Source organism: Devosia sp., from assembly GCF_028290435.1.
GTDB lineage: Bacteria > Pseudomonadota > Alphaproteobacteria > Rhizobiales > Devosiaceae > Devosia.
This window is the reverse complement of the sequence record NZ_JAQGJV010000074.1, coordinates 285,732-311,451: the sequence shown is the minus strand read 5'-3', so window position 1 is coordinate 311,451 and position 25,720 is coordinate 285,732. Positions and strand designations below refer to the sequence as shown.

Below are 25,720 nucleotides of genomic sequence, written 5' to 3'. Positions count from 1 at the left end.
TCCGCTCACCCCGACAAGGGCAAGCGGACAACGGCATGGCTGATGGGCGCTAGAAGCGGCCGGAGAGTTCGACCAGGGCGCCGTAACGGAACATCGAGAACGGGTTGTTGTCGCTGATGAAGGTCTGCTTGGCCAAAGTGGGAGCCGTATAGGGAGCAGCGCCGCCGGTGGGGCCATCGATCACCACCCGGTCATAGGTCGCGTCATATGCGCCCTGCAGATAGGTGGCTCGGCCACCGAGCCTCAGTGTCAAATTGTCCGTAGGATGGAAGCCAACCAGCAGCTTGCCGCCGACGCCATAGGCATAACCGTTGATCGAGGCAGCAGAGGCCTGCAGCGCCGTCGTTGTATTCGGCCCGCCGCCAAATGCCCCTGCCCCGCCTGCGTCATACCCACCATAGGTGCCGCTCACCCAAGCATAGGGCGTTACAGTCGCCTCACCGGTCAGGTCGAACGCGCCCATATCGGCTCGCCCGGCCACGCCGATCTTGGCTTCGTGAATTTCGAAAGTATTGATCTCGCTGTCGCCACCGACGCTCCAGGCGCCGGTGGTCGGCGACCAGCTGATATCGGAGGCCGATTCCGCGGTGGTAAAGTTGGCGCGGCCAGTATCAGGGCTGTCATTGGTGTACTGGTAGCCGACGACCGCACCCAAGCCTACGCCGGCTTTGGGATCGCCAAACGGCAACCAGCCAAAATCGGCGCCGACATAGCCAAGCCGCGCGGCCGGCATGGAGAACTCGGGGCCACCATTGGTCGAATAGGTTCCTTCATGGGCAACACCGTAGCCTGCGGTGGCCTCGACGAAGGTGCTGGTGCTATCGTCGTCGATGCGCACGAAAGCCTCGCCCGAATGCGTCTTGGAATCGATGGTTTCCGAATTCGGGCCGACCGAGAGATTCATCTGGCCGATCGAATACCAATAGCGCACGCCCGCTTCGAAATGCAGCGGGTTGTCGGCGCTGTTTTCCCAGCTATCAGGATAGGCAGGCCGCAGATCGGGGTAATCGTTATAATCGGCCGCCAGCGATGGCGTGACGACACCCAATGCAGCGATCGCGCATAAGCAACTCAGCGAGCGGGGCATGATGAAAACTCCCGTACAATTAGCCTTCCCGGCCTAGAGTAAAATTTATGGACCATTAGGGTTAATGTTCCGCTAAACGCGCGATATCAGGACGTTACAGGGGTTCTGCGGGCCGAAGCCGATCAGGAAGTTGTGTAAAACTCGTTGAATGGCTGCCATGAGGCAACTGATCGGATAGTGACGAGTTTGCCCTTTGCCGCACGGCGAAGACCCACTGAAGGTAGAGGGCTATGAGCTATAGAATACTCGTGGTTGAAGACGAGATTTTTGTCGCCGCCGAGATCGAGCAGGTGATCGCTGAGCTCGGGCACGAGCCGGTCGGCATCGCGGCGGATCGGCGCACCGCCTTGAGCCTGGCGCCTGATACGGACATCGCCCTCGTCGACCTCAATCTGCAAGATGGCCCCACCGGCATTGCCATCGGACGCATCCTGGCGCAGACGCATGGCGTGACAGTGCTGTTTATGACGGCCAATCCGGCGCAACTCGGCGACGGCATACCCGGTACCCTGGGCGTGTTGCCAAAGCCGGTTACGGATCGCGAACTCAAGCAGGCATTGGATTTCGTCGTTACACATCGCCGCGACGGTGATGGCCATCCGCCGCGCCGGCTGCAGTTGTTCGGCGGGAACGGGTCTGTAGTCGCGGGGGCCTAGCCCACTTGGCCGCTCTGCAGTTTGGCCGGGCGGCGTAGCGCTTGGAGGGGCAAATCGGCCTCGACGCGCAGCCCATCCGCCTCCCAAATCCGTTCGAGCCGGCCCCGCAACTGCCCCTCGACGCTCAGCGAGATAACGCGCGAGCCAAACCCTTCCGGCAAATCACCCGCGGCAATGGCCGGGCCGCCGATTTCTTTCCAGGACAGATGATAGCGATCCTCGTTGCGTGTGCCGGTCAGCACGACACGACCTTCCGGCGTCGATAGCGCACCGTATTTGGAGGCATTGGTCGCCAGTTCATGGACCAGCAAGGCCAGGGGCGTCGCCGCGCCCTCGTCGATCTCTGCATCGTCGCCCAGGAATTCGAAGCGCGGTTGCTCGTCCTGGTCATAGGGCGTCAGCAATCGCCCGATCAGGGCCCGCAGCGAAGTCTGGCTTTCACCGGGCTGAGACTCCTGACTATGCGGCCGGACGAAATCATGGGCTTCGGCCAGTGCAAATATCCGTTGACGCAGCTGATCGGCAAAGGGCTTGATTTCGGGCTGGCTGCGCGCCGACAGGGCGATGATGCCGGTCAGCACGGCGAAGATGTTCTTGATGCGGTGGCTGAGTTCCTGGGCCACGAGCTCGCGCTCCTCGGCAGCAAGCTTGGTGGCGTGGATATCGGTGCAGGTGCCGAACCAGCGCACGATGGTCCCTGCGCTATCGCGGATCGGCAAGGCGAGGCCCAGTGTCCAGCGATACTCACCGGAATGGTGGCGTAGGCGATATTCAATCTGGTAGGGCTCGCCGGTAGTCAGGGAGTGGTTCCAGGCTGTCCAGGCGCGCGGCTGATCATCGGGATGGAACATGCCGTTCCAGCCTTCGCCATCGGTCGAACCCGCTGGGACGCCGGTAAATTCGTACCAGCGCGCGTTGTAATAGTCGTGAAAACCATCCGGCAGGGTCGACCACACCATTTGCGGCATGGTGTCGGCCAGCGTGCGGAACCGTAGCTCGCTCTCGGCCAGGGCTTCGCCGATACGGCGCTGGTCGGTGATGTCGACTACCACGCCGGGGAACCGCACCGCCCTGCCCTCGGCATCCAGCCGCGGACGGCCGGAAGCGACGACATAGCGGATAACATCGTCAGCGCCGCGCAGGCGATATTCGGAGTGATAATCGGCGCCAGTAGCCAGCGCCGTACTGATCTCTTCGGTGACACGCGGCTGATCGTCGGGATGTATGGCACCGACAAACTGCTCGATCTCGACGCCGAGGCCGGCGCGCAGGGGATCGATGCCGAACATCAGCGCAAAGCGGTCGTCCGCAGTCACCACATTGTTCAGCACGTCCCAATCCCAGGTGCCCACGATGTTGGAGCCACCCAGCGCCAGCGACAACCGCTCCTCGCTGCGGGCCAAAGCGCGCTCGGCGAGCACGCCGTCGGTGGAATCCTGCACCACGCAGAGGGTACCGATGGGCATGCCGTCGTCGCCCAGGATCGGGCTGTAATGCAGGTCGAGCCAGCTGCTTTCGGGTTGACCGTGGCGCGCCAGCACCATCTCCTCGTTCCGCAGCGTCATCGATTGGCCGCGCATGCCCATCTCGATCTTTTCCCGATTGAACTCCGCAATTTCAGGCCAGGCGGCCTCGGCAGGCATGCCGAAGACGCTGGGGTGCCTGGTGCCGGCGAATTCCGCATAGGCGTCATTGTAGATCAGGATGCCCTCGTAACCGGCGAGAATGACCATGGGGCTGGAGGCCACCATGATGACGCGGACGGCCCCCTTGAGGCTATCGGGCCATTCTGGAATGGGGCCGAGCGGGGTCGCGGTCCAGTCGAAGTCATTGACCAGCTTGAGCGTCTGGCTTTGCTCAAGCCGGGCGCGAGTATCGGGGGAGGCCTTGGGGAACAGCGATTTCGGCATTGATGGACTCGGGGCCTCACACGCAAGAAAGTGGGCAGGACATCACATCAATGAGAGCCACACCGTTGAGGCAACGCGCGGCCCGGCGGAGAGTTCGATGGCGTGCAGGCTTTATTCGCCCGCGGCCAGGCGCGGGCGAACCGGCTGCTGGTGCCCCACTTCCTCGGCGACGAGGAAGGCCAGTTCCAACGCCTGGCTGGCATTGAGGCGCGGGTCGCAATAGGTGTGGTAGCGGTCCGACAGCGAGGCCTCAGTGACCGCCGACATGCCGCCAACGCATTCGGTGACGTCATCGCCGGTCATTTCGATATGTACGCCGCCAGCATAGGTGCCGAGCTGGCGGTGGATCTCGAAGAACGAGCCAACCTCAGACAGCACCCGATCGAATGGGCGCGTCTTATAGCCGTTCGATGCCTTGATGGTGTTGCCGTGCATCGGATCGGAGCACCAAACCACGGTGCGGCCGGCCTTCTGCACGGTCTCGATCAGGCGCGGCAGATGCTCGTTGATCTTGTCGGAGCCGAAGCGAGCGATCAGGGTGATGCGACCGGCCTCGTCTTGTGGGTTGAGCCGGTCGAGCAGCCGCAGCAGGTCGTCGCTGCCCAAGGACGGACCGCACTTGATGCCGATAGGGTTCTTGATGCCGGCGAAATATTCGACGTGGGCAGCGTCGGGCTGGCGGGTGCGGTCGCCGATCCAGATCATGTGGCCGGAGGTGGCGTACCAGTCGTTGGTGATGCTGTCGCGGCGGGTCAGCGCCTCTTCATAGCCGAGCAAAAGGGCTTCGTGGCTGGTGAAGAAGCTGGTCTGGCGCAAAGCCGGGGTATTGTCGGGGTTGAGGCCGAGAGCCGCCATGAAGGTGATGGCGTCGTCGATCTTGCGCGCCACTTCCTCGTAGCGCGTGTTCCAGTTGGAATCCTTCATGAACCCGACGGTCCATTCGTGGATGCGGGTCAGTTCGGCATAGCCGCCATAGGCAAAGGCGCGCAGCAGGTTGAGCGTGGCAGCCGACTGGCGATAGGCCTGCAGCATGCGATCGGGATCGGGCACGCGGGCCTTCTCGTTGAACTCGATGGCATTGATGATGTCGCCGCGATAGCTCGGCAGCTCGACGCCGTCGATGATTTCGGTATCGGACGAGCGCGGCTTGGCGAATTGGCCGGCGACGCGACCGACCTTGACTACGGGCTTGGACGCCCCGTGGGTCAGCACCACCGCCATTTGCAGGAAGACGCGGAAGAAGTCGCGGATGTGATCGGCGCCGTGCTCAGCAAAGCTCTCGGCGCAGTCCCCGCCCTGCAGCAGGAACGCCTCGCCGCGCGACACCGCCGCCAGCCGGGTCTTGAGATCGCGGGCCTCGCCAGCAAACACCAGCGGCGGGAAGGTCGAGAGCTGGCGTTCGGCCTCCTGCAGCGCCGCGAGATCCGGATAGGCCGGGACCTGCGAAATGGGCTTGTCGCGCCAGCTTGCCGGGGTCCAGTTGCTCATCTTACGCCTCGCTTACGCCGTTCAAAGTGGCCCGCGGGCCAGTGCGGGCGGTCTATCAAGGCCGGACGCCCATGCCAAGGGCAATCCGGCCTAGACTTTGGCCCCATTGCGATAGGTGTAGGTCGGCGCCTTGAAGGTCACCAGCTCCTCGGCGGCGGTGGGATGCAGCGCCATGGCGCGATCGAAATCGGCCTTGGTGGCGCCCATGCCGATCGGGATAGCGACGAGTTGGATCATCTCGGCGGCCCCCGGCCCCAGGATGTGCACGCCCAGCACCTTGCCACCACTGGCGCCAACGATCAGCTTGAGAATGGTGCGCTCGGTCTTGGTGGAGAGGGTATTCATCATCGGGCGGAAGCGGGCGACATAGACGTCGATATCGCCATGGGTAGCGGCTTCGGGTTCGGTCAGGCCAATGACGCCGATTTCGGGATCGGAGAATACCGCGGTGGGAATCTGCGAATGATCCACCATCATGGGATTATTGTTGAACACCGTCTCGGCAAAGTACCAGCCCTCGCGGATCGCCACTGGGGTCAGCGCTGCCCGGCCAGTCACATCGCCTACCGCGTAAATCGAGGGGCACGAGCTTTGCGAATAGCCATCGACGGCGATGGCGCCCATCGGCGTCAATTTAACGCCCGCAGTTTCTAGCCCCAGATGCTTGACGTTCGGCACGCGGCCCGTGGCGAACATCACGGCGCCGTAGGGCGCGACGACGCCGTCACTGAAAGTCGCGGCGATATCGTCTCCAACCTTGGCCAGCGACTTGATGGTGGTCTGGTAGATCAGCTTGATGCCACGATCCTGCAATCCCGCTTCCAGCCCACGGCGCATGTCATCATCGAACCCCCGCAAGATGCAGTCGCCGCGGTAGATGACGGTGGTATCGACGCCGAGCCCGGCAAAGATGGTGGCGAATTCCACCGCGATGTAACCGCCGCCCTCGATCAGGATCGAATGAGGCAATGCGGGCAGATCGAACGCCTCATTGGAGCTGATGCCAAGCTCGGCCCCGGGGATCGCCGGAATGAACGGATGCGCGCCCGTGGCGATCAGGATGGTCTTGGCCTGCAGGTCGCGCTTGCCATTGACCAGGTGCACCGAATTGGGGCCCGTGACGACAGCGCGGTCGCGAATGATCTCGACGCCGGGCTTTTCCAGATTGGCCGTGTAGGCCTGCTCCAGCCGAGTGATCTCTTTTTCCTTGTTGGCCACCAGGGTTGGCCAATCGAACTTGGCATCGACCTGCCAGCCGAAGCTTTGCGCAACGTCGAACAGTTCGGCGAAACGCGCCGCATAGACATAGAGCTTCTTGGGCACGCAACCGCGGATAACGCAGGTGCCGCCAACGCGGAATTCCTCGACGATGGCAACGCGCGCCCCATAGGTTGCGGCCATGCGTGCTGCGCGAACGCCGCCGGAACCGGCGCCGATCACGACCAAATCATAGCCATCACTCATGGGGAGAACTCCTGCGGGGACGCCTTATATCGTGTGGCGCATCGCATAAAAAAAGACCCCGCACAAGGCGGGGTCCGGGGTCTCGTCGTTGGTAAGGCGCCTAGATGGCGACGCCCTTGGAGCGCAGTTCGGAGCGCACCTTGGCAAAGAATTCCTGCTTAACATTGCCGCTGAAGACCTGCATCACGCGCTGCAAATCGGTATTGATCTCGGAATTGCCCTGCGCCAGCTTCATGCCGGTGGGCGAAGAATAGAAATCCACGATCTGCTGCAGTTCTTCCATCGAGAAGCGGATGGCATAGACACGGGCGAACTGATCGAGCAGATCTCCCTTGTGGCCCTTGTACTCTTCCAGCACCTTGGAGATAGCATCGTTGGTCTGGTCCGAAATCTCCGGATTTTGCTGAACGATCTGCTTCATCGTCTGAACGGCAGTTTCGACCAGGGTCGTCTCATAGATCGCCGACTTGTCGGTAAGGTCTACGTATTTACGCGCCAGCGCCAACTGCTCGGGCGGCACTTCCTGCGCGATCGCCGGCATCGCCAGCGCAATAATCGTTGCGCTCAGCACCACTGCGAACAGCGCCTTGGCGCGCGTCAAAACACCCGTCATCCTGCAATACCCCATTTGTCCAGAGCCATGCTCTGGATCAGTGTTCACTCAGAATGGTTCTTACGCCATCCGCCTTTGCCACATAAGCCTTTTTGCACATGTTGAGGAACAGCCCGTGCTGCACCACCCCCGGAACGTCCAGCAATGCGCGAGACAGCGCTTCTGGCTGCGAAATGCGGCCAAAAAATGCATCCAGGATCAAGTGCCCGCCATCGGTAACGAAGCTGTCGCCCGCCGCCGTCTGCCGCAGTCGCAGGCCGCCCTCGGCGCCATGCTGGGCCAGAACGACCTCGAGCGAGCGCCTCGTGGCGCCGAGCGCGAAGCGGTTGACCTCGATCGGGAGTGGGAAACGGCCGAGCGTCTCGACCAGCTTGGAGGCATCGGCGATGACGATCATCATGTCTGAGGAGGCGGCAACGATCTTTTCGCGGAGCAATGCCCCGCCGGCGCCCTTGATCAGGTTCAGTCCGGGATCGATTTCGTCGGCGCCATCAACGGTAACGTCCAGACGGTCGATCGTATCGAGATCGGTCAGCGGAATATTGAGGGAACGCGCCTGGGCGGCGGTGACTTCGGAGGTCGGGACGCAGAGGCATTCAAACCCCGCGGCGACTTTTTCGCCCAGCAGGTCAACGAAGTGTCGGGCCGTGGATCCGGTCCCCAGCCCCAGACGCATGCCGGAGCGGATATCATTGAGGGCCATTGCCGCCGCTTGCCGCTTCAGTGCTTCGCTCACCGACTTATCCCCGCTGCCATTTCGGGCCGTCATGGCGTTGCGTCAAGGCCGTGTCAACCCTGGCATCACGCATTAGTGAACGGAGATTGTAACTTGGCGGCAACACAATTTGGGGAAGCTGATCAGACTGTGGCGGAAAAACGGCATTGCCCTTCCCGCTATTGATCGAACCGCGTATGCAACACAAATTCTTGAGCGGCCCGAATCGTTGCGGCTTGTTCAACTGTCAGAGGCAAAGTCGGCAATGTCCAAGTTGAAATCCACGATAGCGATCGCGCTGTCGATACTTCTATCCTTCGCTCTTGTTACGCCGTCGATGGCGGCGCGTGTCTACAACGCCGATACCAATACCTGGGAAGAACCTGCTGTGGTTGCCCAGCGCAGCCATGGCCGTAGCGCCATTCCGCGCGAAGAAGTCGCCTATGAGGGCAATTATGCTCCGGGTTCGATCATCGTCGAAACAGCAGAGCGGCGCCTGTATTTCGTGCTCGGCGATGGTCGCGCCCTGCGCTATGGCATCGGCGTCGGCCGTGACGGCTTTACCTGGTCCGGCACCCATCGCGTGAGCCGCAAGGCCGAGTGGCCGGGCTGGACCCCGCCGGCGCAGATGCGCAAGCGCGTTCCGGATTTGCCGGCATATATGCCTGGTGGTCCCGACAATCCGCTTGGCGCCCGCGCCATGTATATCGGCTCGACGCTCTATCGCCTGCACGGCACTTCGGAACCCTGGTCGATCGGCCAGGCCGTCTCCTCGGGCTGCATTCGCCTGACCAATGAGGACGTGATCGACCTCTATGATCGCGTCAAGGTTGGCGCCCTGGTGGTCGTGCACCACTAGACAGTGCCGAATAATTGAAAAGGCCAGCCTGCGGGCTGGCTTTTTTTATATTGCTTATAGCTTTGAAAATTGCGTGGCGAGGGCTAGATTTAGGCCATGAACCTCTCCGCCGCCAGTATTGCGCCGACCACCAGACCGCTTGTCGATCGCTATGGACGGCATATTTCCTACCTCCGCATTTCCGTGACGGACCGGTGCGATTTTCGCTGTGTCTATTGCATGGCGGAAAACATGACCTTCCTGCCCAAGAAGGACGTGCTGTCATTTGAGGAAATCGAGACTATCGCGACGGCGTTCGTGGCGCGGGGGGTCAACAAGATCCGGCTGACCGGCGGTGAGCCGCTGGTGCGAAAAGATATCCTCGATCTGGTGCGCTCGCTGGGGCGCCATATCGGGCATGGGCTGGATGAGCTGACCATCACCACCAATGGCAGCCAATTGAGCAAGCATGCTGGATTTCTTGCTGACGCCGGGGTGCGTCGGCTGAACGTTTCGCTGGACACACTGGACAGTGAGCGTTTTGCGGCCATTACCCGGCGCGGTCGAATGGAAGACGTGATGGCGGGGATCGACGCGGCGCAAGCGGCGGGCCTGGCGGTCAAGATCAACATGGTGGCGATGGCCGGCGTTAACGACGACGAGATCGAGCCGATGATGGCCTGGGCGCATGGGCGCGGCATGGGCCTGACGCTGATCGAGGGCATGCCGCTGGGCGAGGTCGGGATCGACCGGGTCGATAGCTATCTGCCGCTGAAGGAACTGCATGATCGGCTAGCGCAGCGCTACACTCTGGAAAAGCTCGATCAGCGCACCGGCGGGCCGGCACGCTATGTGCGGGTGGCCGAGACCGGTGGCGTGCTCGGCTTCATCACGCCGATGAGCCATAACTTCTGCGAAAGCTGCAATCGGGTGAGGCTGACGGCGACCGGGCAGTTGTTTATGTGCCTGGGCCAGGACGATCAGGTCAATTTGCGCGATGCCCTGCGTGACGAGGGCATGGACGGGCTCGACGCGGCGCTGGACCGCGCCATGTTGCTCAAGCCCAAGGGGCATGATTTCGTTATCGACCGGGCGCGGCCGCAGCCGGCGCTGGGGCGGCATATGTCGGTGACGGGGGGCTAGGCCAATTGACTGCGGAAATCGTGCACAAAGGATCGTGCCTGTGCGGCGGCGTGCGTTTCGAGGTCAAGGGCGAGTTGCCCGCACCAAATGCTTGCCACTGTTCGATGTGTCGCAAGCATACGGGACATTATGAAGCGGGGACGGACGTACCGCGCTCGGCTGTTACCGTTGCCGGGGAAGACAAGTTGACCTGGTTTCAATCGTCGGAGAACGTGCGGCGCGGATTTTGCTCGGTCTGCGGTTCGTCGCTGTTCTTCGATCCGCCGGCGCTGGATTGGATCGGCATCATGATGGGCGCGTTCGATACGCCAACCAATACCAAGCTCGCCTACCACATCTTCGTGGCCGACAAGGGCGACTATTACGACATTACGGATGGGCTGCCGCAGAATTTGCAGTAGGGGCAAGGTACGGTATCCTAGGTTGCGGTCATCGCCCAGCTTGTCCGGGCAATCCAGCGATCCTGCCGCGCCCCATGGACCACCGGGATAAGCCCGGTGGTGACGGTGCAGAGATACACAGTCCACTCCGAAGCTTGATGCTATGGCTCTAAGCCCTCACCTGCCGTCGGCGCGTTCCACGAGTTCGATGATGATGCCGTCGGGATCGCGGACGAAGGAGACGCGTTTGAACATCTCCTTGTTGTGGGCGATGCGCGGCTGTTCGATGATTTCGACGCCGGCAGCGGCCAGCTTCTCGATCATGACGCCGATATCGGTGAAGGCGAAGGTGAGGTGGCGAACGCCGGCCTCATGCGGCGGTACATCGCGCACAGCATCAACGGGACCGGGCGCGAAGACTTCGAGCATGCCGCCGCCGGCGTCGAGGAACGCGGCTTCGCCTTTGATCTGCGGCTTGCGCAAGACCAGTTTGAACCCCAGCAAGCCGCAATAGAAGGCAATGGTACGATCCAGATCGCCCGACGTCATGCCGATATGTTCGAAGCCAAGCAGTTCCGTCATTTGTCATCGTCGGTGATGAGGGCGTAATCGAGCGGCAGGGCCGTGGTGTACTTGATCTGCTCCATGGCGAAGGACGAGCTGACATCGGTCAGCGCGATCTTGGCGATCAGCTTTTTGTAAAAGCTGTCATAGGCGCCGATATCGGGCACGACGATGCGCAGCAGATAATCCACGTCCCCGCTCATGCGGTAGAATTCGACGACCTCTGGGAAATCCTCAACGACCGTCGCGAACTTGCGCAGCCAACCCTCACTGTGCTCGTTGGTTTTGACGGAGACGAACACGGTGACACCGGCATTGACCTTGGCCGGGTCGAGCACGGCGACGCGGCGCTTGATAACACCGTCTTCTTCCATCTTCTGGATGCGGCGCCAGCATGGCGTGGTGGACAGGCCGACTTTGCGGCCGATTTCGGCCACCGGCATGGTGGCATCCTTCTGCAGCAGTGTGAGAATCTTGCGATCTATCTTGTCCAGCGCCATCATGCCCCCGAAATCAGATTTCGGCATTAGCGCGAAATCTTCGTCAATTTTCTTAATGAGTGCCACATTTCCTGTTTGCGCGCAATAATCTTGCGTGAAATGCGCGAATGCAAAGTTCGCCGGTTTTCTTAAGTTTTTGTTAGAAGCGTCGTGGGCCGAGACACCTGCCCGCCCCGCCGTCATTGCAGGGCTTGTCACGGCAATCCAGCTTTCTGTGCGTGGGGAAGATGGATCACCGGGACAAGCCCGGTGATGACACGGGTGCGGGGATTGGGTGTGGGGGGCCGATACCTTTTCGCCGTTTACCTCAAGAAGCGCGGCAGCCAGTCCCAGCCGGCATTGGTTTCAGCTTCGCGCCCGTGCCGGTCGCGCCAGCTGCGCGGGGAATCGAATGTGCCAGCCCAGAGGCCGCGTTTGGCACTGCGTGCGGCGCTCTCCTCGTGGCCGTAATCATCTGATGAGATGGCGAGGCCCGCCTCGACCATTTGGGCACCCAGATCGTGCCCATTGACGCTGCAGGTGGCGAGGATGCGCCCGAAGCGATCATGCCCGTCCGGTTGGCAGAGCGGTGACTTTCCTGCGACGAGCGCGACCAGCTTTTCACGCGCCCTGCGGCCACAGGTCCAGTCGCGGCCCTGGGCATCGGCGCAGGTCTGGTCGAGTTCGGGCGCGTCGATGCCCAGGAGGCGAATGCGTTCGTCGCCCAGGTGAAAGCTGTCGCCGTCGCTGATCCGCGCGCGGCCGGAGACCGGCGGCTCGGCAGGCGTCAGCCGGTCAACCAGCAGCGCGCAGGCCGCCAAAATCAGAATCGCCAGCACGGCACCAAAACGGCCGCGAAAAGGTCGCCCGTGCATGAGGTTTGATAGCCGCACTTCACCGCCCGTTAACTACGCATCGCTAGTGTTTATTCACCAGCCCAAGGTCTGCCGATATTCCGGTGGTGCCCGGCTGCAAATGGCGGGGTTCGCGCTTCCGCCGTTTTGATTCGACCCGAGCTGATTTGATATCCCGTGCGAATGCGTACCCTGTTCGCGGCTTTTAGTAACGAGTAAGAGTTTGATGCCGTCCCAGCCGGCTGACATCGATGCGGACGTCCGTTCCCTGATGGGGCGGGACAGCAAGCGCACCGCCAACAAAACCGTGCTCGACGCGCGCCAGCGCCTGACATCCAGCTCAGGCACGCGCGCCTCCTATGATTTCGAACTGATGCACGACTATGCCAGCTCGCGCCTGGCATCGGCCCTGCCGATCGCCGCGATCGTGGGTATCCTGGCCTTCGTTTCCAGCTTCTGGGTGCCGGCGATCTTCACCGCGCTCTGGGCCGGGATGGTGCTGATCAGCCTGTTGACGCTGGTGCTGATGGCGCAGAGGTTCAAATCGAGCGATCCATCCAAGTTCAATGCCGGTCAGTGGACGACCAGCTTCGTGTTCGGCGAAACCGTTTATGGGCTGGCATGGTCGCTGCTGGCGCTGTTCACCTTGGTGGCGGATCCGGCCGAGCTGACGCCCGTTATGTTCGCCATGGTGCTGGTCGGCGTCGCCGCCAACGCGGTAGCCACCAATACGCTACCCCCCGCGACCCTGATGAGCACACTGCCGGTCACGCTGACGGTATCGATCAACCTGATCGCACTGGGCGGCACGCTGAACTATACGCTCGGCGCCGTCGCGATCTTTGGCGAGATCTTCTTCGTCTACCTCGCGCGGCAGTTGCACGCGTCGGAACTGGAAACCATCACCCACCAATCGGAAAAAGACTCCCTGATCAGCGAGCTGGAAGAAGCCCGGCACATGTCGGACGAGGCGCGGCGCCATGCCGAGCAGGCCAACATCGCCAAATCGCAGTTTCTTGCCACGATGAGCCATGAGCTGCGCACGCCGCTGAATGCCATTATTGGCTTTTCCGAAGTGCTGAAATCGGAATTGCTGGGGCCCCATCAGGTGCCGCAATATAAGGAATATGCGGGGGACATTCATTCCAGCGGGCAGCACCTGCTGAACCTGATCAACGAGCTGCTCGACCTGAGCCGCATCGAGGCGGGCAAGTATGAGCTGAACGAGGAAGTGGTGTCGCTGGTCGATATCGCCGAGGACTGCCGCCGCATGATGGAGCTGCGCGCCAAGTCCAAGGGGATTGAGCTGGTCTATACGTTCGGCAACAACCTGCCGAAACTGTGGGGCGACGAGCGCGCCATCCGCCAGGTGGTGCTGAACCTATTGTCCAACGCCATCAAGTTCACCCCGCAGCACGGCAAGGTGACGCTGATGGTGACCCGCAGCGTCGATGGCGGGCAGATGGTTTCGGTCAAGGACAACGGCCCGGGCATTCCCGAGGACGAAATTTCCACGGTGCTGTCCTCGTTCGGCCAGGGCTCGCTGGCACAAAAGACCGCCGAACAAGGCGCAGGCCTGGGCCTGCCGATCGTGCAGAAGATCATGGACCTGCATCAGGGCCGGTTCGACCTGTTCTCCAAACTGCGCTTCGGCACCGAAGTTATCGGCACGTTTCCGCGGGCGCGGGTGATGGATGCGCTGGCGCCGGTGGTGGAGAAGCGCAACCGGCTGGAGATTTTCTCGGAAGCTGGCTAGGGCCTAATCGAGGTCGGCGTCGATGGCGGCGATGAGCCCGTCGGTATTGGTGGTCACATCCAGGCGGCCGGTCTCGTGGCCGAAATCGCCGGTGAAATCGAGGCGAACCAGTGCCCGGTTATCGCCATGTGGATCGATCGAGAGCACCTTGCTGACGGTGTGGTAGCCGACAAAGAATTGTTCGAGATATCGACGGACACCGGCCAAGCCTGCAAACGTTTGGCCCACGGAAACGTCGTCGATCACCGCATCTCGCGCAAATAACTCCAGCGCGGCTTTGACGTCGAAGGCGTTGGTTGCCGCGATCAGGCGATGGATCAAATCGTGCATAGGCAGTCCCTTCTCGGCGATACGGTGATCGCGGAGAATGCCTAGCAGGGCATGCTGACAGGCAATGGCAGGACCGTCAGCCTTCCTTGCCGCTGACGGCGGCGCTTTCGAAGGTGGCCATGTTGTTGTGCAGGTGCAGGGCAGTTTTGGCCAGCACGGCGGCCAGTGCGGCGCCACTGCCCTCCCCCAGGCGCATGCCCAGATCGAGCAGTCCGGTTTGGCCCATGGCGGCGAGGGCGCGGGCGTGGCCGCCTTCGGCGGAGACGTGGGCGAAAATGCAGTGGTCGATGGCGGCTGGATTAACGGCGTGGGCGATGGCGGCGGCGGCGGTGGCGACGAAGCCGTCGATGATGACCGGGACTTTCTGGTGGCGGGCGGCGAGAAGCGCGCCGAGCATGGCGGCGATTTCGCGGCCGCCGACGCGGGCGAGGATGGCGAGGGGATGGTTGAGGGCGTCGCCATGGAAGGCTAGCGCGCGATCGACAGCGTTGGCTTTGCGGGCCAGGCCTGCGTCGTCGACGCCGGTGCCGCGGCCGACCCAATCGGCGCCAGTGCCGCCATAGAGCGCGGCATATATGGCGGCTGCGACGGTGGTGTTGCCGATGCCCATTTCGCCGATGCAGATCAGGTCGGGCTTGCCGGCGATGGCTTCCATGCCATAGGCGATGGTGGCGGCGCACATCTTGTCGTCGAGCGCAGCTTCCTTCGTGATGTCGCCGGTGGGGAGTTCGAGCGCCAGTTCGAACACACGCAAGTTGATCTCGTGCAGGGCGCAGATCTGCGAGATGGCGGCGCCGCCATTGGTGAAATTGGCGACCATCTGGGCGGTGACTTCGCGCGGAAAAGCGGAGACGCCCTGATCGGTGACCCCGTGATTGCCGGCGAAGATGGTGACCATGGGATTATCGAGGCGCGGCTTGGCGCGGCCCTGCCAGCGGGCGAGAAATTCGACCAGTTTTTCGAGCTGGCCGAGCGAGCCGGGGGGCTTGGTCAATTGCGCATCGCGGGCCTGCACGGCCGTCACGGCGGCCTCGTCGCCATCGGGGACGATGGTCAGCAATTCGAGGACATCGGCATAGGCGGCGTGCAGATTTGCTGACATGGCAGGTCCGGCGTGATGGTGTTAGGAAGGTGCGATCTTGTGGCGCAATCGGGCGGGAAAAGCAATTGAACGACGAGGGCGGTGAGACCATTGGCGAGGGGGCCGTGCGCGAGCCGCATGTGCCGCTTGGGGCGAAACCCGAGGGCGGGCTGGCGGCAGATTTCGTGATGGCGCTGCGGTTTTTTTCGCGGCTGCCGACGGGGGACAGCCCGCATGAGGTGCCGGATTTGAACCGCATTGCGATGGCGCTGCCGCTGGCGAGCGTGGCGATCGGGATTTTGCCGGCGCTGTTGCTGATCGGCGGGGCGTTGCTGGGGCTGCCGGCGTATTTCGCGGCGGCACTGGCAGTGGGCGCGGCGGTGATTGCGGGTGGTGGGATGGCGGAGGATGCGTTGGCGGATAGCGCGGATGGGCTATTCGGCGGCAGTGCGCGCGAGCGGCGTCTGGAGATCATGAAGGATAGCCGGCACGGCACTTATGGGGTGGCGGCGCTGTGCCTGTTTATCGTGTTGCGCGTGGTGGGGATTGGGAGCGTGGCGGCGGTCAATCCGCTGGCGGCGGGGGCGATCTGGCTGGCCAGTGGGATTGTTGGACGGTCGGGAGCTCTGTGGCTGGCGGTGGCGCTGCCGCCGGCGCGGGCGGATGGGGCGGCGGCGACGGTGGGGCAGTTGCGGGTGCGCAATTTCGCCGTGGGTGCGGTGTTGGCGCTGATGCTGCTGTTTGTGCTGGGTGGGCCGGCGACGAGTGTTCTGGCGCTGGTGGTGGCGGTGGTGCTGGCCGTTGGCGTCATGACGGGCTGGACGGCGTGGTGCAAGCGGCTGGTGGGCGGGCAGACCGGGGACCTGATCGGGGCATTGGGGGCGCTGGTGGAAATCGCGGTGCTGACGGCGCTGTTGTTGTTCGTTTGAGCTAACGCCTTGAAAATACCGCGGCGCGTGCCTTTATGTTGAGGACAGAGGCGCAATACGGGGCGATTACGGCATGATTTTCATTGGGATCGCCCTGCTGGTTGCGTGCGGGCTGGCGCTGATCGTCGGAACGGACGCCGGCAGCTTTGTCGGACTGACGCAGATGCAGACGGCGCAGGTCATCCCGCTGGTGCTGATTCTGATTATTTTTGCGGGGGGTGCTTTCGGGCGGTCCCATCGGGTGAAGGAACTGCTGGGGAGTCTGGTGTTGTGGATCGGCATTTTTGCGCTGGCGGGCGTGACCTATGCCTATCGGGACGAGTTGAACGGGCTGGTGGGTCGCGTTGCGGGGGAATTCCGTCCGAGCGTGGCGGTGGTCGATGACGAGCGCGGCACGGCAACGTTCCGGCGCGGTCCCGGCGGGCATTTCGAGCTGATGGCGGACGTCAACGGGCATTCCACGCCGATGATTTTCGACACCGGCGCCAGCGCTGTGGTGTTGACGCTGGCGGATGCCAAGGCGGCGGGGATCGATACCTCGACGCTGGAGTTCACCATTCCGGTTTCGACGGCCAATGGCACCGGCCAGGCGGCGCGGGTGTCACTGGACGGGATCGAGGTGGGCGGAATCAAGCGCAAGGGCGTGCGCGCGTTTGTCGCCGAGGAAGGGGCGCTGGATACGAGCCTGTTGGGGATGACGTTCCTCGAAACGCTGACGCGTTATGCGGTGACCAGCAATTCGCTTGAACTGACGGACTGACGCCGGACGGCGTCGAGGGCGCGCTCGATCACTTCGGGCCCAGCGCCCGGGCGGCAGGCTTCAACGCTGAGAATCTGGCGGAACTGACGGGCGCCGGGGAGGCCATTGGCGAGGCCCAGCATGTGGCGCGTGATCTGGTTGATGCGAGTGCCGCGGGCCATTTCGCGGGCGGCGTAATCGGCCATGATGTGCATGATGGCGTCGAGAGTTATCGGCGCGGCCGTGTCGCCGAAGATGCGGGCGTCGACATCGGCGAGGAGCATTGGATTGTGATAGGGCGCACGGCCGAGCATGACGCCGTCCATGTGGGTCAGTTCGGTTTCGGCCTGGTCCAGCGTTTCGATGCCGCCATTAATCATGGTGGGGATGGGCAGGCGCGCGTGGAGGCGATGCACGCGCTCATAATCCAGCGGCGGGATGGTGCGGTTTTCCTTGGGGGACAGGCCTTTGAGCCAGGCCTTGCGGGCGTGGACATAGAGCGCATCGACGCCCGCGGCGACCATGGCGTCGGCGAAGCGGTCGAGGCTTTCCTCGGTATCCTGATCGTCGATGCCGATGCGGCATTTGACCGTGACGGGGCGATCGGTGGCGCCCCGCATGGCGCGCACGCATTCGGCGACCAGATCGGGTTCGGCCATCAGGCAGGCGCCGAAGCGGCCGGACTGCACCCGGTCGGACGGGCAACCCACGTTGAGGTTGATTTCGGCATAGCCGAAGGCGCTGGCGATGGTGGTGGCGCGGGCAAGCTCGGCGGGGTCGGAGCCGCCCAGTTGCACGGCGACGGGCTGCTCGACGGGATCGAAACCCAGGAGGCGCTCGGTATCGCCATGCATGATGGCGGCGCTGGTGACCATTTCGGTGAACAGCAGGGCGTGGCGCGACAATTGGCGGTGGAGGAACCGGCAGTAGCGGTCACTCCAGTCCATCATGGGGGCAACGGAAAAGCGGCGGCCGAGGGTCAAAGCGTCGTTCATGGCGCCGAAATACAGGATTTGGCCGGCGGAGGCTAGACCACAGCGGCAAGGCTGGGTTGCAGGTACTAACATGTCAGCTATCGCGCGGCGGGCGAAAGTGCGGTATTGGCGCGCTGTTCCGAATCCAGCGTCGAGTATGACCATGACCGCACCCCGTTTGATCGCCGTGATCGATATCGGCAAGACCAATGCCAAGGTGGTGTTGATCGACGCGGAGAGCGGCGCGCAACTGGCGGCGCGGAGCACGCCGAACACGGTGCGGCGCGATGGGCTTTATCCGCATGCCGATGTGGAGCGGCTGGCGGCGTTCATTACCACGAGCCTGCGGGACATTCACGCCGAACGCGGAATCGAGGGGATTTCGATCACCACGCATGGGGCGACCGGAGCGCTGATGGCGGGCGAACGGCTGGCGATGCCGGTGCTGGATTACGAGCATGCCGGACCGGAGGAGACCAGCGACGCTTACGGGAAAGTGCGGCCGGATTTCAGCGAGAGCCTGTCACCGCGCCTGCCCAACGGGCTCAATCTGGGGGCGCAGATTTTCTGGCAATCGCAAGTGCATGGCGAGCGGTTTGCCGAAGTCACGGCCATTCTGGCCTATCCGCAATATTGGGCGTGGCGGCTGACCGGGGTGATGGCGAGCGAGGTCACGTCGCTGGGGTGCCATACGGATCTGTGGGCGCCGCAGACAGGCGCGTTTTCCAGCATGGTGGCGGAGCGGGGGTGGACGGGATTGTTTCCGGCGGCGAGGCCGGCCAATTCGGTGTTGGGGACAATTTTGCCTGAGATCGCGGCGGCGACGGGCTTGCCGGGTGACACGCCGGTGACCTGCGGTATCCACGATTCCAACGCGTCGCTGATCCCGCATCTGGGGGCGCATGAGGCGCCGTTCACGATCCTGTCGACGGGAACGTGGGTAATCGCCATGACAGTGGGCGGCGACACGACGCATCTGGATGCGGGCCGGGATAGCCTCGCCAATGTCGATGCGTTCGGGCGGGCGGTGCCGACGGCGCGGTTCATGGGCGGGCGGGAATTTGACATGCTGGCGCCGGGGGCGGTTGAGCCAACGGACGCCGATATCGCTAAGGTGATTGCGGAGGACGTGCAGGCATTGCCAAGCTTCATGGCGGGTGTGGGCCCCTTCCCCGGCTCGGTCGGCCGATGGACGAATGGCCCCGATCAACTCAGCGCGGGCGAGCGGACGGCGGCAGTGTCGCTGTATCTGGCGCTGGTGACGCAGGCATGCCTGGGACTGGCTGGGGTCGGCAGGCAGATTGTCATCGAGGGACCGTTGGCGCGCAATGCTTTGTTCGGGGAGGCACTGGCGCGACTGACGGGTGTACCGGTGAACGCGTCGGGAGACGCGACCGGGACGAGCCTGGGCGCGAGCATGCTGTTTGGCGGGACGCACGCTGCGGCGGCGCCTGGGCTTGAGCGTCGGCCGCTAGAGGCCGCGCGCTTCGACGCCTATTGCGTGCGCTGGCGCGAGCGGGTCTAAAACGCAGGTCTACAATGTCTCCGCAGTCGTTGTGGGCGCGGATCCCAACCACGATCTATGGTGGGAACATAGGAGGCTGTGATGGGCGTCAGCGGGCATCGTGTGGTGATCGTCGGCGGAGGTTTTGGCGGGCTCGCAGCGGCGCAGGCTTTGCGCGGGGCCGACGTGGACATCACCCTGATCGACCGGCGCAATCATCATCTGTTCCAACCCCTGCTCTATCAGGTGGCGACGGCCTCACTCAGCACGTCGGAAATCGCCTGGCCGATCCGGCATATCTTGAAGCACCGCACTGATGTGCGCACGCTGCTGGCGGGTGTGGTTGGCGTGGATAAAACGGCCAGAACGGTTCAGCTCGATGACGGCAGCAGTGTGCCCTATGACAGCCTGATCCTCGCGACCGGAGCGCGGCATGCCTATTTCGGGCATGACGAGTGGGAGCAGTTTGCGCCCGGCCTCAAGACGCTGGAGGACGCGACGACGATCCGGCGCAAGCTGCTGCTGGCATTCGAGCAGGCGGAGCGCACGAGTGATCCGGCATTGCGCAAGGCGCTGCTGACGTTCGTGATCATCGGCGGTGGGCCGACTGGGGTGGAACTGGCCGGGGCGATTATTGAACTGGCGCATACCAGCTTGCGCGGGGAATTTCGCAGCATCGCATCGGACGAAGCGCGCGTTGTGCTGATCGAAGGCGGCAAGGCTGTGTTGGCAAATTTCGCACCCGCGCTATCGGAGTACGCGCACAAGGCGCTAACCGATATTGGCGTTGAGGTCGATCTGGGCAATCCGGCGACGGTGATCGATGCCGAGGGCGTCGAATATGGCGGCAAGCGGATTGCCGCGAAGACGGTGCTGTGGGCGGCGGGCGTGCAGGCGTCTCCGGCGGCGAAATGGCTGGGGCTGGAGCCGGATCGTGCCGGGCGGGTGAAGGTCGAGCCGGATTTGACGGTGCCGGGGCATGGCGAGATTTTCGTGGTTGGGGACACGGCAAGCATCGTGATGCCGAATGGCAAGCCGGTGCCCGGCGTCGGCGATGCGGCCAAGCAGGGCGGCAAGCATGCGGCGGCGATCATCAAGGCGCGACTGGCGGGCGACAATGGGGTCAAGCCGTTCCGCTACAAGCATGCGGGGGACCTGGCGACCATCGGCAAGCGCGCGGCGGTGATCGATTTTGGCTGGATCAAGCTCAAGGGCTGGATCGCGTGGTGGGCCTGGGGGTTGGCTCATATCTACTTCCTGATCGACACCAAGAACCGCATCGCGGTGGCGCTGAGCTGGCTGTGGATTTATTTGAGCGGGCAAAGGAGCGCGCGATTGATCACGCAGGGGGATGACAAGCCCTAATCGACGATCGCCTCGTCCACCGATGTGGTGCGTTTGTTGAGGGAGCGTTCGCGGAGCCAGATGTAGAGGCCGCTGGCGATGATGATGCCGGCGCCGAGGAAGAACCAGGCGTCGGGGGGCTGACTGAAGACGATCCAACTGACGAAGGCGAGATAGAGCAGCGTCAGGTAGTTGAACGGGGCCAGCGTCGAGGGCGGCGCGAAGCGGTGAGCGACCGAAATCAAGATGTGGCCGACCATGCCGACAGTGCCGGCGCCGAAAAAGGCCAGCCAGGTGATGGTGTTGCTGGGCCAGGTCCAGCCGGTGAAGGCGAATGGGGTGACGAGTACGAGCGCCACCGCTCCCGCGTAGAACTGTTGGGTCATGGCGGTATCGACGCCGGCGAGCTTGCGGGTGACGATGGAGAACAGGGCGACGAAGAAGGCTGCGCCGAGGCCGAGGAGCGAAGCGGGTTGGAACGCCTCGGTGCCGGGGCGCACGATGATCAGGATGCCGATGAAGCCGACGCCAATGGCGAGCCAGCGGCGCCAGCCGATGGTTTCGCCAAGCAGTGGACCGGACATGGCGCAGACCATCAGCGGGCTGGTGAAGATCAGCGCGCCGGTGACGGTGAGTGGAAGAAAGCGCATGGCGAGGAAATTGCCGGCGGTGGTGCCGAGGAGGCAGACGCCGCGCAGGACTTCGAGCTTCCAATTAGCGGTGTGGAAGAGCGCGGTTCTGCGCAACGGCCAGACGAACACCAGGATGAGCGCCACATGGACGGCGTAGCGGATGAAGACGATCTCGCCGGTCGGAATGCCCTGAGTGGACATCCATTTGGCCGAGGTGTCGAGGAAGATCAGGATCAGTTGGGATGCCAGCAGGATGCCGATGCCGGTATTGTGGCGTTCTTCGACGGGGGCGATGGCCATGGTCTAGCGTTCCTCCGCGATCGGGGTCACGGGGCGGGACAGAGCCCGTTCGCGCAGCCAGATATAGAGGCCGCTGGCAATGACGATGGGCGCGCCGAGATAGAGCGAGAATTCGGGCGCCTGTCCGAAAATCAGCCAGCCCGACAGGGCCATGAAAATGATCTGCAGGTAGGCAAACGGGGCCAGTGTCGAGGCGGGCGCGAAACGATGCGCGATGGTGGAGAACTGATGGCCGACATAGCCCACGACGCCGATGAAGGCGAATACGGCCCAATCGACGGGACGGGTCGGCCAGACCCAGTGGACGATGGCGAAGGGGGCCAGCACCACAGCGGCGATGACATTGCCGTAGAACTGCTGGGTGGCGGTGGAGTCGACGCCGGCAAGGCGGCGGGTGAGCAGGAAATAGAGCGCCGAAAAGAAGGCTCCGCCGATGCAGAGCAGCGCCGCCGGGTGAAAGGCGCTGGTGCCGGGCTGGACGATGATGAGGATGCCGACGAAGCCGATTGCAATGGCGGTCCAGCGGCGCCAGCCGACATGCTCGCCAAGGAGCGGCACCGAGAGGGCGCACAGGATCAGCGGCATGGTGAAGGCGATGGAGCCGGTGACGGTCAGCGGCAGATATTGCACGGCGGTGAGATTGCACAGCGATGAGCCGAGCAGAGCCAGTGCGCGCAGGATCTCGATACCGACATTGGCGGAGCGGAGGAAGCCGGTGCCCTGATGCGACAGCGAGGTTGCGGAAACGATGACCAGGCTGCCAGCATAGCGCATAAACACGATCTGCATCACCGGCAGGCCGGCAAGGCCCAGCCATTTGGCGGAACTGTCGATGCAGGTGAAAAAGAAAAAGGCGCCCAGCACGAGGCCGATGCCCAACAGGCGGCGCTCCTCGAGGGGCGCAATATTGCTCGACATGACGATTCCGACGGGCGGCAGGAGGATGCGCCCGGCTCACCGTTGCGAGATCGGGTTAGGGTTGTCAATGGGAGGGGGATAATTCTTGTATGGTAGAGCCTCCTTCTGCGGAATGAGCGGGGAAAGAGGCGATTTGCTTCGCTGAAACAAGCGCCTCAAAGGGGCACTTGTCATGCCACCTGCCGGCCTTCCCGCAGACTTGATCCGTGGGAAGGCGGTCGCTTGTGCTGTGTGGATGGAGGCCCGCGGGTCAAGCCCGCGGGAAGAGAGGGTTTTGGTGCCGAGGCCCTAAAAGGTCTGGGACAGGTCGCGGACCTTGAGGCTGGCGGCGAGGCTATCGACCGAGGGCGTGGCGCCGTGGCGGGCGTTGAACGTCAGCACGGTCGGGCGCCCCGGCAGCAAGGTGACGGCGTTGTCGGAGAAATAGCCGGGAGCGTCGACGGTGGCGGTGGTGAACAGGGCCGGCTTGTCGGCGGTCAGGGTCAGCACGGGCTTGCCGTCGATGGTCGACCACTCGGTGGTGATGGCGGGAACGACGATTTCATAGGCCTTGTAGGGCTTGGGAAAGAAGTCGTTTTCGCCCAGCAGATTGCCGTGCGCATCGCGCCAGTAGAACAGCAGGAATTCGTCGCTCTCCAGCGCTTTGGCGTCGATCGTGGTCAACGCTATTGCCGCGTCAGCACCAATGGCAGCGTTGCTCTCGTAGAGCACGCGATCACCGCCGCCAACACGCACAGCCAAGACCTGCAGGCGGATCGAAGCCGGCCGGCCGATGTCGTTGATGCCCTTGAGGGTGATCTGGGTGTTTTCCATATTGGGCACGGCGACGACGTTGATAGGCAGGTAGAAGCGCTTGGCCATGTAGTGCAGCAGCTTCCACTGCCCGCCGTAATCCAGGCTCGACCACGAGGCGACCGGCCAGATGTCGTTGATCTGCCAATAGAGCGTGCCCATGCAGCGCGGCTTGGTGGAGCGCCAGTATTCGATGGCGGTCTTGATGGCGAGACCCTGCTGGACTTGGCTGAGGAACACCATCTGGTCGAAATCGCGCGGGAAGCGGAAGTAACGCGTCATGGTTTCGAGAATGCGCGCATTACCGCCATTGTTGCGCTGGTGCATTTCCATGACCGGCGAGGACGGGTTGCGATCCTTGGGCTCGGAGAAGGTCTCGATGACGTTCATCGAGGTGAAGGACTGGAAGCCGAATTCGGACGCGAAGCGCGGATTGACGGTGCGATAGGCCTCGAAGGATTTGGCGGAGTGCCAGACGTCCCAATAATGGGTGTCGCCGCGGGTATCCGACTGCCAGCCGTCGGAGAAGTCCATGTAGCCCTGCGAGGGCGAGGACGGCCAGAAGCGGCGGATCGGGTCTTCGTCCTCCACGATGTTGCCGAGCATATTGTTCAGGCGGTCGTAGTTGGCGACGTAGCGCTCGGGCGCGGCCTTGGTTTCGGGGTACCAGTGCAACGAGCCGATGACTTCGTTGTCGCCGCACCACAGGGCGATGCAGGCGTGGTGGCTGAGGCGGCGCACCTGCTGGGTGATTTCGGTGCGGACGTCGGCGAGGAAGTCGCGATCGGATGGGTAGCTCATGCAGGCGAACATGAAATCGTGCCAGATCAGCAGGCCGAGTTCGTCGCAGAGGTCATAGAAGTAATCGGGCTCGTACTGGCCGCCGCCCCAGATGCGCAGCATGTTCATGTTGCCGGCCTTGGCGCTTTCGAGCAGGTCGCGGATAACGGCCGGGGTGATGCGCGAGGGGATGGCGTCGGCGGGGATCCAGTTGGCGCCCATCATGGTGATGTCGCGGCCGTTGACGCGGCACTTGAACGAGTGGTCGATCTCGTCTTTTTCGATGATCCATTCGAGCTTGCGCAGGCCGATCTTGCGACTGGTCTTTTCGCCCTCGAGATTGGTGGTCAGCTCGTAGAGGGGCTGCTCCCCCTGCCCGGCTGGCCACCAAAGCTTGGGATTGTGGATGGTGATGTTGTGGGTGACGACGTTGTCGCCCTGCCGCACGGCGACCTTGTCGGTGATGGTCTGCCCATCGATGGAATGTTCAAGTTCCACTTCACCGTGAGCGAAGGCAAAAATGTGAGTCTTGATCGATAGTTCGACCGAAGTCTTGCCGTGGGCCTGGTCGACCTGCACGCTGTCCTGGCGGGCAAGACGGGTCTTGCGCAGGCTCATGGTGCCGTAGACGCCGATGGGCATCAGGCATACGCCCCAATCCCAGCCGGCATGGCAGGCGGCCTTGCGCACGAAATTCATGTGCACGCCTTCAAGGCCATTGGTCAGGTAATTGTAGGTGAAGGGAATGGGGAACGGGTGAGCGTCGGAGCGGGCCTTGGCGACGTCGCGGGTCACCTCGAATTCGAGGCGGAGCGTGTTGTCGCCGGCATGGACCTTGCCGGTGACGTCGAGGTCGTAACGAATGAAGGAGTTCTGGGTCTTGGCGATGACTTCGCCGTTGAGCAGGATGGTGGCGATGCAATCCACCTCGGCCAGGGTCAGCGTCAGGTAGCCGTCGACATCAGCCTGGGTGGCGGTGAAGCCTCGCTCGACATGCCACTGGGTGCGGTTGACCCAATCGACGACCTTCTCGTTTTCGCCAAAATAAGGGTCTGGAATCTTGTTGGCGGCCAGCAGGGCGCCATGCACATCGCCCGGCAAGGCGATGGGGACGCGCGTGTCATTGGCTGGCGAGGTCAACACAAAAGCGCCGGCCAGATCGAGCGATGTGGCCGCACTGCGTGACATGAGTTCCGACACTTCTGTTCTCCCCTGCGCCGAATGACCGGCAGCGTCTTATATTAACGATATTCCGACACGAATGTGGCAAGTGCAATCGTTTGCATATCCCATCGCTTCTAGTCGGACTCGGCGCGAGTGCCAATGGGGACCTTGGCGTATTTTTGGCGTGGCTCAGCGGTGCTTTGCTACGGCCAACGACACGAAATTCATCAATGAAACCGTTTACACGCGGCAAAACTGGCTGTTTTCGAGAATTTTTCATCTAATG

Annotated in this window: 24 protein-coding genes; 9 read left to right on the top strand and 15 right to left on the bottom strand. The window is 62.8% G+C overall.

Going from position 1 to position 25,720, the window contains the following annotated elements; translation table 11 throughout:
* Nucleotides 1-49: 49 nt before the first annotated feature.
* Nucleotides 50-1,087: a hypothetical protein gene (locus JWP26_RS16815; protein ID WP_299730288.1), complete on the bottom strand. Its 1,038-nt coding sequence runs from the start codon at nucleotides 1,085-1,087 to the stop codon at nucleotides 50-52.
* A 230-nt stretch (nucleotides 1,088-1,317) separates the two neighbouring features.
* On the opposite strand from JWP26_RS16815, the gene JWP26_RS16810 reads away from it, so the two are divergent.
* Nucleotides 1,318-1,743, top strand: a complete 426-nt coding sequence (locus JWP26_RS16810; protein WP_299730285.1) for a response regulator — start codon at nucleotides 1,318-1,320, stop codon at nucleotides 1,741-1,743.
* On the opposite strand, the gene JWP26_RS16805 is transcribed toward JWP26_RS16810, so the two are convergent.
* From JWP26_RS16805 to rpiA, 5 genes are all read right to left on the bottom strand, one after another.
* Nucleotides 1,740-3,653 carry a PAS domain-containing protein gene (locus JWP26_RS16805; protein WP_299730282.1) on the bottom strand — a complete coding sequence of 638 codons (1,914 nt, stop codon included), beginning with the start codon at nucleotides 3,651-3,653 and terminating at the stop codon, nucleotides 1,740-1,742. The genes JWP26_RS16810 and JWP26_RS16805 overlap by 4 nt on opposite strands.
* A 111-nt stretch (nucleotides 3,654-3,764) precedes the next feature.
* Nucleotides 3,765-5,141 (bottom strand): class II 3-deoxy-7-phosphoheptulonate synthase, encoded by a 1,377-nt coding sequence (locus tag JWP26_RS16800; protein WP_299730279.1) that lies wholly within the window; start codon nucleotides 5,139-5,141, stop codon nucleotides 3,765-3,767.
* Between the two features lie 90 nt (nucleotides 5,142-5,231).
* Nucleotides 5,232-6,605: a glutathione-disulfide reductase gene (gene gor / locus JWP26_RS16795; RefSeq protein WP_299730276.1), complete on the bottom strand. Its 1,374-nt coding sequence runs from the start codon at nucleotides 6,603-6,605 to the stop codon at nucleotides 5,232-5,234.
* A 100-nt stretch (nucleotides 6,606-6,705) separates the two neighbouring features.
* Complete coding sequence (locus tag JWP26_RS16790) at nucleotides 6,706-7,218, bottom strand: DUF2059 domain-containing protein (RefSeq protein ID WP_299730273.1); 513 nt, start codon at nucleotides 7,216-7,218, stop codon at nucleotides 6,706-6,708.
* Nucleotides 7,219-7,255: 37 nt separating this feature from the next.
* On the bottom strand, nucleotides 7,256-7,954 hold the full coding sequence (gene rpiA, locus JWP26_RS16785; RefSeq protein WP_299730270.1) for a ribose-5-phosphate isomerase RpiA: 699 nt from the start codon (nucleotides 7,952-7,954) through the stop codon (nucleotides 7,256-7,258).
* Between the two features lie 244 nt (nucleotides 7,955-8,198).
* Between rpiA and JWP26_RS16780 the strand changes: the two genes are divergently transcribed.
* From JWP26_RS16780 to JWP26_RS16770, 3 genes are all read left to right on the top strand, one after another.
* A complete protein-coding gene (locus JWP26_RS16780; RefSeq protein WP_299730267.1) occupies nucleotides 8,199-8,792 on the top strand; it encodes a L,D-transpeptidase in 594 nt (197 codons plus the stop codon).
* Nucleotides 8,793-8,888: 96 nt separating this feature from the next.
* Entirely contained in the window at nucleotides 8,889-9,914 is a 1,026-nt protein-coding gene (gene moaA, locus JWP26_RS16775) for a GTP 3',8-cyclase MoaA (protein ID WP_299730264.1), read from the top strand.
* A 20-nt stretch (nucleotides 9,915-9,934) separates the two neighbouring features.
* Nucleotides 9,935-10,315 (top strand): GFA family protein, encoded by a 381-nt coding sequence (locus JWP26_RS16770; RefSeq protein ID WP_299730363.1) that lies wholly within the window; start codon nucleotides 9,935-9,937, stop codon nucleotides 10,313-10,315.
* A 156-nt stretch (nucleotides 10,316-10,471) separates the two neighbouring features.
* Here JWP26_RS16770 and JWP26_RS16765 read toward each other — a convergent pair whose 3' ends face one another.
* The 3 genes from JWP26_RS16765 to JWP26_RS16755 form a co-directional block, all read right to left on the bottom strand.
* The gene (locus tag JWP26_RS16765; protein WP_299730261.1) at nucleotides 10,472-10,876 is read right to left on the bottom strand and encodes a VOC family protein; all 405 of its coding nucleotides are present in this window, start codon (nucleotides 10,874-10,876) and stop codon (nucleotides 10,472-10,474) included.
* Entirely contained in the window at nucleotides 10,873-11,352 is a 480-nt protein-coding gene (locus JWP26_RS16760; RefSeq protein ID WP_299730360.1) for an Lrp/AsnC family transcriptional regulator, read from the bottom strand. The genes JWP26_RS16765 and JWP26_RS16760 overlap by 4 nt, the downstream gene beginning before the upstream one ends.
* A 308-nt stretch (nucleotides 11,353-11,660) precedes the next feature.
* Nucleotides 11,661-12,176, bottom strand: a complete 516-nt coding sequence (locus JWP26_RS16755) for a thermonuclease family protein (RefSeq protein WP_299730258.1) — start codon at nucleotides 12,174-12,176, stop codon at nucleotides 11,661-11,663.
* A 241-nt stretch (nucleotides 12,177-12,417) separates the two neighbouring features.
* Here JWP26_RS16755 and JWP26_RS16750 point away from each other — a divergent pair, with 241 nt between their 5' ends.
* On the top strand, nucleotides 12,418-13,947 hold the full coding sequence (locus JWP26_RS16750) for a HAMP domain-containing sensor histidine kinase (RefSeq protein ID WP_299730255.1): 1,530 nt from the start codon (nucleotides 12,418-12,420) through the stop codon (nucleotides 13,945-13,947).
* A 3-nt stretch (nucleotides 13,948-13,950) separates the two neighbouring features.
* On the opposite strand, the gene JWP26_RS16745 is transcribed toward JWP26_RS16750, so the two are convergent.
* Together JWP26_RS16745 and cobT are read right to left on the bottom strand one after the other, a co-directional pair.
* A complete protein-coding gene (locus JWP26_RS16745) occupies nucleotides 13,951-14,277 on the bottom strand; it encodes a nuclear transport factor 2 family protein (RefSeq protein ID WP_299730252.1) in 327 nt (108 codons plus the stop codon).
* A gap of 76 nt (nucleotides 14,278-14,353) precedes the next feature.
* Nucleotides 14,354-15,379, bottom strand: a complete 1,026-nt coding sequence (gene cobT, locus JWP26_RS16740) for a nicotinate-nucleotide--dimethylbenzimidazole phosphoribosyltransferase (protein ID WP_299730249.1) — start codon at nucleotides 15,377-15,379, stop codon at nucleotides 14,354-14,356.
* A 65-nt stretch (nucleotides 15,380-15,444) separates the two neighbouring features.
* On the opposite strand from cobT, the gene JWP26_RS16735 reads away from it, so the two are divergent.
* Nucleotides 15,445-16,287, top strand: a complete 843-nt coding sequence (locus JWP26_RS16735; RefSeq protein ID WP_299730247.1) for an adenosylcobinamide-GDP ribazoletransferase — start codon at nucleotides 15,445-15,447, stop codon at nucleotides 16,285-16,287.
* A 73-nt stretch (nucleotides 16,288-16,360) separates the two neighbouring features.
* Complete coding sequence (locus JWP26_RS16730; protein WP_299730244.1) at nucleotides 16,361-17,047, top strand: TIGR02281 family clan AA aspartic protease; 687 nt, start codon at nucleotides 16,361-16,363, stop codon at nucleotides 17,045-17,047.
* Here JWP26_RS16730 and dusA read toward each other — a convergent pair.
* Complete coding sequence (dusA, locus tag JWP26_RS16725) at nucleotides 17,008-18,021, bottom strand: tRNA dihydrouridine(20/20a) synthase DusA (RefSeq protein ID WP_299730241.1); 1,014 nt, start codon at nucleotides 18,019-18,021, stop codon at nucleotides 17,008-17,010. The genes JWP26_RS16730 and dusA overlap by 40 nt on opposite strands.
* Nucleotides 18,022-18,163: 142 nt before the next feature.
* On the opposite strand from dusA, the gene JWP26_RS16720 reads away from it, so the two are divergent.
* The gene (locus JWP26_RS16720; RefSeq protein ID WP_299730238.1) at nucleotides 18,164-19,525 is read left to right on the top strand and encodes an FGGY-family carbohydrate kinase; all 1,362 of its coding nucleotides are present in this window, start codon (nucleotides 18,164-18,166) and stop codon (nucleotides 19,523-19,525) included.
* A gap of 81 nt (nucleotides 19,526-19,606) precedes the next feature.
* Nucleotides 19,607-20,869 (top strand): NAD(P)/FAD-dependent oxidoreductase, encoded by a 1,263-nt coding sequence (locus JWP26_RS16715; RefSeq protein ID WP_299730235.1) that lies wholly within the window; start codon nucleotides 19,607-19,609, stop codon nucleotides 20,867-20,869.
* Here JWP26_RS16715 and JWP26_RS16710 read toward each other — a convergent pair.
* From JWP26_RS16710 to JWP26_RS16700, 3 genes are all read right to left on the bottom strand, one after another.
* On the bottom strand, nucleotides 20,866-21,780 hold the full coding sequence (locus JWP26_RS16710) for a DMT family transporter (RefSeq protein WP_299730232.1): 915 nt from the start codon (nucleotides 21,778-21,780) through the stop codon (nucleotides 20,866-20,868). The genes JWP26_RS16715 and JWP26_RS16710 overlap by 4 nt on opposite strands.
* Before the next feature lie 3 nt (nucleotides 21,781-21,783).
* Nucleotides 21,784-22,698 (bottom strand): DMT family transporter, encoded by a 915-nt coding sequence (locus JWP26_RS16705; RefSeq protein ID WP_299730229.1) that lies wholly within the window; start codon nucleotides 22,696-22,698, stop codon nucleotides 21,784-21,786.
* Between the two features lie 288 nt (nucleotides 22,699-22,986).
* Nucleotides 22,987-25,470 (bottom strand): glycoside hydrolase family 2 protein, encoded by a 2,484-nt coding sequence (locus JWP26_RS16700; protein ID WP_299730226.1) that lies wholly within the window; start codon nucleotides 25,468-25,470, stop codon nucleotides 22,987-22,989.
* Nucleotides 25,471-25,720: the final 250 nt, after the last annotated feature.